This window comes from Micromonospora sp. CA-248260 (genome assembly GCF_050942205.1).
Lineage (GTDB): Bacteria > Actinomycetota > Actinomycetes > Mycobacteriales > Micromonosporaceae > Micromonospora > Micromonospora antibiotica.
Map to the genome: position 1 here is coordinate 2,520,264 of NZ_CP192021.1, position 10,895 is coordinate 2,531,158.

The 10,895-nt window shown below is 72.4% G+C and carries 12 protein-coding genes; 10 read left to right on the forward strand and 2 right to left on the reverse strand.

Annotation, left to right across the window (positions count from 1 at the left end; translation table 11 throughout):
* Window positions 1–60: 60 nt before the first annotated feature.
* From ACQP2H_RS11075 to pheT, 9 genes are all read left to right on the forward strand, one after another.
* On the forward strand, window positions 61–324 hold the full coding sequence (locus ACQP2H_RS11075) for a phosphoribosyl-ATP diphosphatase (protein ID WP_132265090.1): 264 nt from the start codon (window positions 61–63) through the stop codon (window positions 322–324).
* A gap of 46 nt (window positions 325–370) precedes the next feature.
* Window positions 371–1,216: an ATP phosphoribosyltransferase gene (gene hisG / locus ACQP2H_RS11080; protein WP_208570180.1), complete on the forward strand. Its 846-nt coding sequence runs from the start codon at window positions 371–373 to the stop codon at window positions 1,214–1,216.
* Between the two features lie 56 nt (window positions 1,217–1,272).
* Window positions 1,273–1,746 (forward strand): PH domain-containing protein, encoded by a 474-nt coding sequence (locus tag ACQP2H_RS11085; protein ID WP_219469755.1) that lies wholly within the window; start codon window positions 1,273–1,275, stop codon window positions 1,744–1,746.
* Window positions 1,747–2,181: 435 nt separating this feature from the next.
* On the forward strand, window positions 2,182–2,832 hold the full coding sequence (infC, locus tag ACQP2H_RS11090) for a translation initiation factor IF-3 (RefSeq protein WP_357024813.1): 651 nt from the start codon (window positions 2,182–2,184) through the stop codon (window positions 2,830–2,832).
* A gap of 19 nt (window positions 2,833–2,851) precedes the next feature.
* The gene (gene rpmI, locus ACQP2H_RS11095) at window positions 2,852–3,046 is read left to right on the forward strand and encodes a 50S ribosomal protein L35 (RefSeq protein ID WP_088645193.1); all 195 of its coding nucleotides are present in this window, start codon (window positions 2,852–2,854) and stop codon (window positions 3,044–3,046) included.
* 32 nt (window positions 3,047–3,078) lie between these two features.
* Window positions 3,079–3,471, forward strand: a complete 393-nt coding sequence (gene rplT / locus ACQP2H_RS11100; RefSeq protein ID WP_219469761.1) for a 50S ribosomal protein L20 — start codon at window positions 3,079–3,081, stop codon at window positions 3,469–3,471.
* A 31-nt stretch (window positions 3,472–3,502) separates the two neighbouring features.
* Window positions 3,503–4,342, forward strand: a complete 840-nt coding sequence (locus ACQP2H_RS11105) for a TrmH family RNA methyltransferase (RefSeq protein WP_091253229.1) — start codon at window positions 3,503–3,505, stop codon at window positions 4,340–4,342.
* A gap of 211 nt (window positions 4,343–4,553) precedes the next feature.
* Window positions 4,554–5,633 carry a phenylalanine--tRNA ligase subunit alpha gene (gene pheS, locus ACQP2H_RS11110; protein ID WP_433232530.1) on the forward strand — a complete coding sequence of 360 codons (1,080 nt, stop codon included), beginning with the start codon at window positions 4,554–4,556 and terminating at the stop codon, window positions 5,631–5,633.
* Between the two features lie 40 nt (window positions 5,634–5,673).
* Window positions 5,674–8,253 carry a phenylalanine--tRNA ligase subunit beta gene (gene pheT, locus ACQP2H_RS11115; protein ID WP_433232533.1) on the forward strand — a complete coding sequence of 860 codons (2,580 nt, stop codon included), beginning with the start codon at window positions 5,674–5,676 and terminating at the stop codon, window positions 8,251–8,253.
* A gap of 100 nt (window positions 8,254–8,353) precedes the next feature.
* Here the strand turns inward: pheT and ACQP2H_RS11120 are convergent, their stop codons facing one another.
* Window positions 8,354–8,773 carry a hypothetical protein gene (locus tag ACQP2H_RS11120; RefSeq protein ID WP_433232536.1) on the reverse strand — a complete coding sequence of 140 codons (420 nt, stop codon included), beginning with the start codon at window positions 8,771–8,773 and terminating at the stop codon, window positions 8,354–8,356.
* A 7-nt stretch (window positions 8,774–8,780) separates the two neighbouring features.
* On the reverse strand, window positions 8,781–9,548 hold the full coding sequence (locus ACQP2H_RS11125; protein ID WP_433232539.1) for a hypothetical protein: 768 nt from the start codon (window positions 9,546–9,548) through the stop codon (window positions 8,781–8,783).
* A 299-nt stretch (window positions 9,549–9,847) separates the two neighbouring features.
* Here ACQP2H_RS11125 and argC point away from each other — a divergent pair, with 299 nt between their 5' ends.
* On the forward strand, window positions 9,848–10,849 hold the full coding sequence (gene argC, locus ACQP2H_RS11130) for an N-acetyl-gamma-glutamyl-phosphate reductase (protein WP_433232541.1): 1,002 nt from the start codon (window positions 9,848–9,850) through the stop codon (window positions 10,847–10,849).
* Window positions 10,850–10,895: the final 46 nt, after the last annotated feature.

Consider the following 10,895-nt stretch of genomic DNA (forward strand, 5'->3'; position numbering starts at 1 on the left):
ACGACTCGGCCGGACCCCGGAGCGCACGGCGTCGGGGGGCGGCTGGAAGAATCCGGTCCCGTGAAGACGTTCGAGGAGTTGTTCGCCGAGCTCCAGGCCAAGGCCGCCGCCGGCACGCCGGGCTCGGGCACGGTCGCCGCCCTGTCCAAGGGGGTGCACTTCGTCGGCAAGAAGGTCGTCGAGGAGGCGGCCGAGTCGTGGATGGCCGCCGAGCACGAGGGGCCGGAACGCACCGCCGAGGAGATCTCGCAACTGCTCTACCAGGTGCAGGTGCTGATGCTGGCCAGCGGTCTGGAGCTGAAGGACGTCTACCGACATCTGTGAGTGCGCCCGCGTCGTTGATCTGATCCGATCGAAGGAGCACTCCGTCATGCTGCGTGTCGCCGTACCCAACAAGGGCGCCCTGGCCGAGAAGGCCGCCCAGATGCTGCGCGAGGCGGGCTACCGCCAGCGCACCGACCCCAAGGACCTGGTCTGCCCGGACGAGGCCAACGACATCGAGTTCTTCTACCTGCGCCCGAAGGACATCGCCACCTACGTCGGCTCGGGTGACCTCGACGTCGGGATCACCGGCCGGGACCTGCTGATCGACTCCGGCGCCCCCGCCGAGGAGGTGGTCGACCTGGCGTTCGGTCGGGCCACCTTCCGCTTCGCCGCCCGCCCCCAGGACGTCGGTGACGTGCAGGAGCTGGGCGGGCACCGGATCGCCACCGCGTACCCGGGGCTGGTCGAGCGCTACCTGGCCGACCTGGGCGTCAAGGCCGACGTGATCCGGCTCGACGGCGCGGTGGAGAACGCCATCCGGCTCGGGGTCGCCGACGTCGTCGCCGACGTGGTGGAGACCGGCGCGACGCTGCGCCAGGCCGGGCTGGTGGTCTTCGGGGACCCGCTGCTGCGCTCCTCGGCGGTGCTGGTCCGCCGGGCCGGTGCGCCGGCGCACCCGCAGGCGGAGCAGTTGCTGCGTCGCCTGCACGGGGTGCTGGTGGCCCGCCGGTACGTGATGCTCGCCTACGACGTGCCGGCCGGCCTGCTCGACCGGGCCAGCGCCCTCACCCCGGGCATCGAGTCGCCGACGGTCTCCCCGCTGCACCGGGAGGGCTGGGTCGCCGTGCAGGCGATGGTGCTCCGCGACGACGTGCACCGGATCATGGACGAGCTGTACGAGTTGGGCGCCCGCGCCATCCTGGTCACCAACATCCACGCCTGCCGCCTCTGATCCCGCCACCGGGTGGCGGCGCGGGGGTGGGCTGCGGCGGGTGGCAGACTGGAGCGGTGAGCGACACCGAGTTGATCCGCCTGAAGCCGCGCCGTATCCGGGTCGTCTGTTGGGCCTCGGCGATCGCCCTGCTGGTGGTCTTCAGCCTGGTGGCCACCTCGTTGACCGGGGCGACCGGCGAGGGCTACGGCACCTTCCAGCGGGGTGACCAGTTCGCCATGATCGGCCTCGGGGTGTTCGGCGCGCTGGGCATCCTGCTGTTCACCCGGCCCCGGGTCGAGGCGGACGCCCGGGGGGTGCGGGTGCGCAACATCCTCGGCTCGTACGAGCTGCCCTGGGAGGTGGTCCGGGGGGTGCGCTTCGACCGGGGTGCGCCGTGGGCCAGCCTGGAGCTGCACGACGACGACCTGCTGCCGATGGTGGCGCTCCAGGCTGCCGACAAGGAGATCGCGGTCGACGGGGTGCGCGCGTTGCGCCGGTTGCACCAGGCCCACCTGGCCCGCCTGGGCGGCGCCTCCACCATCCGCTGACCGCGCCGACCGACCGGCGACGGGGGTAGCCGACCGGCAGCCGGTCGGCTACCAGGCTGGCCGTGCCGGCCGGTCCGGGCCCGCCGCCGGGCTTCTCGGGCCGTGTTGACCTGCGGGCCCGGTTTGGGGATGGCTGGGGCGGGGGTGTAGTGTTTCGGAGTCGACCAGACTGCCTCCGCCTCCGGCGGTCAGGCGGTCCCGAAGCGGAGCGCCTGCTCCCACCCGAGTCGCCCCAGTCGGTGGCCGGGTCCGGTCACCGGTTCCGGGCATGTCCCGGTGCCGGATGCGCGATCATGTGATCGTGCCGACCGGTCGAGCGGGCCCTGGCATGTGCCGGGGCCTTCTGCTTTCCGAGTCGTCCCCACCCGGGGGCCGCGCGGAGTCGGCCACACAGCAGACTCGACTCGAGGAGGCCCCATCAGCGTCGAACCACGCGTGAACGAGCAGATCCGGGCACGTGAGGTCCGACTGGTCGGCCCTGAGGGTGAGCAGGTGGGCATCGTCCCGCTGGAGCGCGCCCTGCAGCTGGCCGCGGACGTCGACCTGGACCTGGTCGAGGTTGCGCCGATGGCGCGCCCGCCGGTGTGCAAGCTCATGGACTTCGGCAAGTTCAAGTACGAGAGCGCACTCAAGGCGCGCGAAGCGCGGCGTAACCAGCAGCAGACCGTCATCAAGGAGATGAAGCTCCGGCCGAAGATCGACCCGCACGACTACGAGACCAAGAAGGGTCACGTGGTGCGGTTCCTCAAGGCGGGCGACAAGGTCAAGGTGACGATCATGTTCCGTGGTCGGGAGCAGAGCCGCCCGGAGCTGGGTTACCGGCTCCTGCGCCGGCTCGAGTCCGAGATCACGGACCTGGGATACGTCGAGGCCGCTCCGAAGCAGGACGGTCGGAACATGATCATGGTCCTCGCGCCGCACCGGGCCGTGAAGGCCTCCGCGGTCGCCGCCACGGCGTCCCGCACCGGCCCCCGGGACCGGACCGCGGACGAGTCCGCGTCGCCGGCAGACGGCGAGGCCCCGGTGGCCGGCGAGACCGCAGCAGCCGGCGAGACCGGCCCGACCGCTGACACCAGCGGCCAGTAACAGGGAGAAGACGTTCCACATGCCGAAGATGAAGAGCCACACGGGTATGGGCAAGCGGGTCAAGGTGACCGGCAAGGGCAAGATCGTCGCCCAGCAGGCCGGCCTTCGCCACAACCTGGAGAAGAAGCCGTCCACCCAGACCCGGCGGCTGACCGGCACGGTCGAGCTGGCCAAGTCCGACGTCAAGCGCATCAAGAAGCTGCTCGGCCGCTGACGCGCGCCACCTTTACCTAACAAGGAGTTGAGATGGCACGCGTCAAGCGGGCTGTGAACGCCCAGAAGAAGCGTCGTACCCTGCTGGAGACCGCGAGCGGTTACCGCGGTCAGCGCTCCCGGCTGTACCGCAAGGCCAAGGAGCAGGTGCTGCACTCGATGCAGTACGCCTACCGGGACCGTCGCGACCGCAAGGGCGACTTCCGGCAGCTCTGGATCCAGCGCATCAACGCTGGCGCCCGGGCCAACGGCATGACCTACAACCGGCTCATCCAGGGCCTGCGCCTGGCCGGCATCGAGGTCGACCGCAAGATCCTCGCCGACATGGCCGTCCACGACGCCGCGTCGTTCGCCGCGATCGTCGAGCTGGCCCGCGCCGCCGTGACGGCCGAGGGCACCGGTGGCGCCGCAGCCCAGGCTGCCTGACCACCCGCAACAACGGATCGAGGCGTCTCCCATGCAGTCACCAGCGCACGGGAGACGCCTCGACGCCGTCACCGGCCCGTTCACCCCGCGTACCCCCAGGGTGGTCGCCGCCCGCCGGCTGCACCGGCGTCGGGACCGCGACACGGCCGGCCGGTTCCTCGCCGAGGGCCCGCAGGCGGTCCGCGAGGCCCTCGACCGCACCGACACGGTGGTGGAACTCTTCGGCACCCCGACCGCCCTGGACCGGCACGCCGACCTGGCGGCCCGCGCCGCCCGCGCCGACCTGCCGGTCTCCGAGATCACCGACGAGGCCCTGGCCGCGTTGACCGAGACCGTCGCCCCGCAGGGGCTGGTCGCCGTCTGCCGGCACCTCGACGTGCCGTTGCGGACCGCCCTGGCGCGCGGACCGCGCCTGGTCGCGGTGCTCGCCGGCATCCGTGACCCGGGCAACGCCGGCACCGTGCTGCGCACCGCCGACGCGGCCGGCGCGGGCGTGGTGGTCTTCGCCGGTGACACCGTCGATCCCTACAACGGCAAGTGCGTGCGGGCCTCCGCCGGCAGCCTCTTCCACGTCGACGTGGTCCGCGCCGCCGACCCCGGCGCGGCGGTCGCCGGGCTCCGCGCCGCCGGGCTCACGATTCTCGCCACCACCGGGTACGGCGACAGCGACCTCGACGACCTCGTCGACCACGGCCGGCTCGCCGCCCCCACCGCCTGGCTGTTCGGGGCCGAGGCGCACGGTCTGCCCGAGGAGTTGACCGCCGTCGCCGACGCCCGGGTCCGGGTGCCGCTGCACGGGCGGGCCGAGAGCCTGAACCTGGCTGCGGCTGCCGCCGTCTGCCTGTACGCTTCAGCCCGAGCACTGCGCTGACCCCGGTCGGCGCACACCCAGCAGGGGAGTCGGTCACGTGCGGAACGCGCCACGGCGTTCGTTTACCCAGCCCGCCGGTGTCGGCGGGCGGCGGGCCTGACCCTTCCCCGCGCGCAACTCCCACCGGCGGGCTGCGGCGAAGCCGCGCGTCCGTAGACTCGCCTAGCCGCCCGGGAGGGTCGGCGCCGCCGTGAGGGAGTGCCCGTACGCCATGAGCTACCGCAACGATCCGTACGACCCGAAGCAGGTCGCCCTGCTCGACCCGGCCGCCCTGGCCGAGGCGGTGGCCACCGCCGAGCAGGCGTTCACCGCCGCCACCGACCCCGACGCGTTGACCGCGCTGCGCCCCGCGCACCTCGGTGACCGGTCCCCGGTGTCGCTGGCCCGCCGGGAGATCGGCGCGCTGCCGCCGGCCGCGAAGTCCGACGCCGGCAAGCGGGTCAACGAGGCCCGCCGGGCGATCGAGTCCGCGTACGCGGCCCGCGCCGAGGTGCTCGACCGGGAGCAGGCCGCCCGGGTGCTGGTCGAGGAGCGGGTCGACGTGACCCTGCCGTACGACCGGTGGCCCCGGGGTGCACGCCACCCGCTGTCCACCCTGATGGAGCAGATCAGCGACCTGTTCGTCGGGATGGGCTACGAGGTGGCCGAGGGTCCCGAGGTCGAGTTGGAGTGGACCAACTTCGACGCGTTGAACATCCCCGCCGACCATCCGGCACGCGGGCTGATGGACACCTTCCACATCGCACCGCCGGCCGGCGCGGACACCTCCGGCCTGGTGCTGCGCACCCACACCTCGCCGGTGCAGGCGCGCACCATGCTCACCCGCAAGCCCCCCATCTACGTGGTGGTGCCCGGCCGGGTCTACCGCACCGACGAGTTGGACGCCACCCACGCGCCCGTCTTCCACCAGGTCGAGGGCCTGGTGGTGGACCGGGGCATCACGATGGCGCACCTGCGCGGCACCCTCGACCACTTCGCCCGGGCCATGTTCGGCGCGGGGGCGAAGACCCGGTGGCGTCCGCACTACTTCCCGTTCACCGAGCCGTCGGGGGAGTTCGACGTGTGGTTCCCCGAGCACCGCGACGGCCCGCGCTGGGTCGAGTGGGGCGGCTGCGGCATGGTCAACCCGAGAGTGCTGCGGGCCTGCGGCATCGACCCGGAGGTCTACTCCGGGTTCGCGTTCGGCATGGGCATCGACCGGACGGTGATGTTCCGGCACGGGGTCAGCGACATGCGGGACATGGCCGAGGGCGACGTGCGGTTCACCCGCGCGTTCGGGGCCGGGGCGTAGGGCGATGCGGGTACGAGTCACGGAGACGGTGGTCTGAGTCATGCGAGTTTCTGTCAGTTGGCTGCGGGAGTATGTCGATCTCCCCGTCGACCTGCCCACCGAGGATCTGGAACAGGCCCTGGTGGACCTCGGCATCGAGGTCGAGTCCGTGGTGGACCTGCGCCGCACGGTCACCGGTCCGCTGGTCGTCGGTGAGGTCCGCGAGATCGAGGAGCTGACCGGGTTCAAGAAGCCGATCCGGCACTGCCTGGTCGACGTCGGCGCCGCCAACGGCACCGGCGAACTCCAGCAGATCGTCTGCGGGGCGCGGAACTTCGCCCCCGGCGACCGGGTCGTGGTGATCCTGCCCGGCGGGGTCCTGCCCGGCGACTTCACCATCGGCGCGCGCAAGACGTACGGCCGGATGTCGGCCGGCATGATCTGCTCGGCGCAGGAGCTGGGCCTGGGTGACGACCACTCCGGCATCATCGTGCTGCCGCCGGACACCGCCGCCCGACCTGGCGACGACGCCCGCCCGGTGGTGGGCCTCGACGACGTCGTGGTCGAGCTGGAGATCACCCCCGACCGGGGGTACGCGTTGAGCGTGCGCGGCATCGCCCGGGAGCTGGCGTACGCCCTGGGGTTGTCCTTCCGTGACCCGGGCCTGGTGCCCGCGCCGGCCGGGACGGACGAGCCGGCGTACCCGGTGCAGCTGCGCGACACGGTGGGCTGTGACCGGTTCACCGCCCGGATGGTCCGGGGTGTCGACCCGACGGCGGCCACGCCCGGCTGGATGCGGCAGCGGCTGACCGTGGCCGGCATCCGCAGCATCTCGCTGCCGGTCGACATCACCAACTACGTGATGCTCGAGTTGGGTCAGCCGATGCACGCCTTCGACGCCGACCGGATCACCGGTCCGCTGGTGGTGCGCCGGGCCGAGGCGGGCGAGAAGGTGACCACGCTGGACGGTGTGGTCCGCGCGCTCACCACCGAGGACATGGTGATCTGCGATGCCGGGCTGCCCAACTCCCTCGCGGGCGAGGGCGACGGCGTCCCGATCTCGCTGGCCGCGGTGATGGGCGGCGAGACCAGTGAGGTGGTCGGCGGCACCACCGACGTGCTGCTGGAGGCCGCCCACTGGGACCCGGTGATGGTGGGCCGTACCGCCCGCCGGCACAAGCTGTTCAGCGAGGCGGCCAAGCGGTGGGAGCGGGGGGTCGACCCGGCGCTGCCGCTGGTGGCCCTCCAGCGCGCCGTCGAGCTGCTCACCACGCACGGCGGTGGCGAGGCCGGCGCGGAGGTCCTCGACCTCGACCACGTCCGGCCGATGCGCCCGGTCACCCTCCCGGCCGACCTGCCGTCGCGCCGGATCGGGGTGGACTACTCCCCGCAGCGGGTGGTCGACCTGCTGGAGCAGGTGGGTTGCACGGTGATCCGGGGCGGCGACCGGCTGGCCGAGGACCCGGGGACGGTCGGGACGGCCGCCGATGCCGGCGACGTGCTCACCGTCACCCCGCCGACCTGGCGGCCCGACCTCACCGACCCGGCGGACCTGGTCGAGGAGGTGGTCCGCCTCGACGGTTACGACCGGGTGCCGTCGGTGCTGCCGACCGCGCCGCCCGGCCGGGGTCTGACCTGGCAGCAGCGTCGCCGCCGGGCGGTGGCCCGCTCACTGGCCGAACGCGGCTACGTCGAGGTGCTGGGCCTGCCGTTCGTCGCCCCGGAGCTGGCCGACCAGCTGGGGCTGCCCGCCGACGATCCGCGTCGGCCGGCGGTGCGGCTGGCCAACCCGCTGTCGGAGGAGGAGCCGCTGCTGCGCACCACGCTGCTCGGCCCGCTGCTGGGCATCCTCAAGCGCAACCTGGGCCGGGGCCACCGTGACCTCGCGCTCTATGAGATCGGCACGGTGTTCCACCCGCGGGCCGGGGTGGGTGCGCCGCCGGTCATGGGGGTGGACCGTCGCCCCACCGACGCCGAGTTCGCCGCCGCCGACGCGGTGGTGCCGGCCCAGCCCCGGCACGTCGCGGTGGTGCTCACCGGTGACGTGGAACCGGCCGGCTGGTGGGGCGCTGGCCGCGCCGCCGGCTGGGCCGACGCCGTGGAGGCCGGCCGGGCGGTGCTCGCCGCCGCCGACCTGCCGGCGGACCGGATAGAGGTACGGGCCGCCGAGCACGCCCCCTGGCACCCGGGTCGCTGTGCCGCGCTGCTGGTCGACGGGGTGGTGGTCGGTCACGCCGGTGAGCTGCACCCGACGGTGGTGGCGGCGCTGGAACTGCCCCGCCGGACCAGCGCCATGGAACTGGACCTGGACGCCCTGCCGGCCGCCCCGGTGGTGTCCGCGCCGACCGTGTCGGGGTTCCCCCCCGCGTTGATCGACGTGGCGTTGGTGCTGGACGACTCGGTGCCGGCCGCCGACGTCCGGGCCGCACTGGTCGAGGGCGCGGGCGAACTGCTGGAGCACGTCCGGCTCTTCGACGTGTACGCCTCGGAGTCGCTCGGCGCGGGTCGCCGGTCGCTGGCGTACAAGCTCACCTTCCGGGCGCCGGACCGGACGCTGACCGTGGAGGAGGCGGTGGCCGCCCGGGACGCCGCCGTGGCCGTCGCCGCCCGGCGGTTCGGGGCGACCCTGCGCGGCGCCTGAGGCGCACCGGCCTGACGACGGCCCCGATCCGTTCACCGGGTCGGGGCCGTCGCGTTCTGGACGGAGGTCCCGGCCGCGCCGCAGACGGCGGCGGATTCCGTCAGATCAGGCAGCCGTGGGCGGTCATGACCGCCAGGTGTTCCCGGTCTCGGAGCCGGTCGAGCTTCTTCTTGGTGGCGGCGACGACGGAAAGCTGAACGAAGCGGATGCCTCCGATGACGTCTGCCTCATCGATCAGCAGGTCCGTCGACCACAACTCCGGAAACCAGCCGTCAAGGATCTCGACGTGACCGTGGAAGAGTCGTAACCGACGTACGTCCGAGTAGGGGGCGGGCGACGGGCTGCCGTGCTCGCAGGCGGCGGCCCAGGCGGGACCTCTGGCCACGACGTCGATGTCCCCGGGGTCGGATATCCATCCTCTGGCGAAGAGAGGTCCGCTTCCGGCCACCGCGAAGTGCCGCTGCGGTAGGTGGAGGGAGAGTAGCTCCCGCATGTACGGGTGACCGAGCAGCGTGTTCATTGATTTCCTAGAGTGCTGGCAGCCCCAGTGCGATGCGGACCGCGATCCCTGCGCCGACCGCGACAATAAGACTAGTCATCGTCCCCACCATGACGTATTGGCTGAAGGTGCCTTCTGCCTGCTCCCGGACCTCCGGCAGCCTGACGAGAGACTTGACCGCGATCGCCAGCGCCGCGGCTGCGGGTTGCCCCGTGGCGATGAAGGTGAAGACCAGCGCCCGCTCGATCCAGCCGAGCTGCGTCCCCAGGTGCAGCAGGCTTGCGCCGCCTCCCTGTTCGGGAAGGGCGTTGAAGTACGGCTTGACCACGCGTGCCACGACGAGGTTTCCGACGAACACTGCCAGGAGGAAGCCGGAGAGAACGAGACCGAGCTTGTCGTCCCGCCAGAGGGCGACGACCTGCTGGGGCCAGGTACCGCCGTAGAACACGCCTACCGCAAGGAGCAGTACCCCCGACACCATCGCAAGGCTTCGGTGCGCAGTGACCGGACGAAGGTAGCTGCTGAGAACCGACCGATCGTGGAGTTTCCTGGTCCAGCGTCGAATGGGGAACCGCAGGGCGAGACGTCCGGAAGTGGGAAGAAGCAGTATCCCCGTCAGCACGGCCGCAGCCCAGACGAGGGCGGCTTTCCCGCCATCGAGCACCGGGAAGACCGCGTAGGCGGCGTAGCTGCCGGTGACGGTGTGGGCGACCCATGGTCGGGCGCGTAGGACGTCCAGGCTTGTCGGCAACAGCACGGCGACGAGGAGTCCGAACACGAGCCGGGTCAGTTCCAAGGTCCACCCTTAGGCTTAGAGTAATCGCTTTCTCACGGGAAGCTATCCAGTCCTGTCAAGCGTCAGGGTTCCGGGCGTTCCTGGTTCGTCGTCGGGGGGTCGGGCGGTGGGTGCCCTGGTGGCCGGATGTGGCGGTGTCGGCGGGGATCGATGGCGCTACGTCGGCCCAAGGGAGTCGATCACCGCGATCGGGTGTGGGGGCGGGACCGGCCATGTCATGCTCATGCGGCGGAGTGTATTAAGTTGCATCCGGCTGCGGCGGCGGCTAACCTTCTCTGCATAGTCATGCGGAGGTAGGAATGGGTATCCGAGTTGCGGTCGCCGGGGCGAGTGGTTACGCCGGGGGCGAGCTGCTGCGCCTGATCGCCGGTCATCCCGAGTTCGACCTGGTCACCGCCACCGCCCACCGTCAGGCCGGAGCGCCGGTCACCGCCGTGCACCCGCAGCTCGTGGGGTTGGACCTGGTGTTCGCGGCGACCGATGCGGCCACGCTGGCCGACGCGGACCTGGTCTTCCTGGCCCTGCCGCACGGCGAGTCAGCGGCGCTCGCCGCCGAACTGCCCGAGTCGGTGCGGGTGGTCGACCTCGGTGCCGACCACCGGCTGCGCGACGCCGACGCCTGGTCCCGCTACTACGGCGGCCCGCACGCCGGGGCGTGGACGTACGGCCTGCCGGAGCTGCCCGGCCAGCGGGCCGCGATCGCCGGGGCGACCCGGGTCGCCAACACCGGCTGCTACGCCGTGGCCATCACCCTGGCCCTCGCGCCGCTGGTCGCCGCCGGTGCGGTCTCGCCGGCCGACGTGGTCGTGGTCGCCGCCTCCGGCACCTCCGGGGCCGGGCGGGCCGCCAAGACACACCTGCTCGGCAGCGAGGTGATGGGGGACCTGTCGCCCTACAAGGTGGGTGCCCACCAGCACGTCCCGGAGATCAAACAGGCCACCGGCGCGACCGGGCTGTCGCTGGCCCCGGTGCTGGCCCCGATGCCGCGCGGCATCCTCGCCACCGTCACCGCCGTGCCCACCGGCGACGCCGACCCGCGCGCGGTGCTGGCCGAGGCGTACGCCGACGCGCCGTTCGTGCACCTGCTGCCCGAGGGGGCGTGGCCGCACACCGCCGCCACCGCCGGGGCGAACTCCTGCCACCTCCAGGCCACCGTCGACGTCGACTCCGGTCGGGTGATCGTGGTCAGCGCCATCGACAACCTCGGCAAGGGCGCCGCCGGTCAGGCGGTGCAGAACGCCAACCTGATGCTCGGCCTGCCCGAAACCACCGGCCTGCCCCTCTTTGGAGTTGCACCGTGAGCGCGAGGAGCGCAGCGCAGCGGAGCCCCGCAGTCGCGAACGAAAG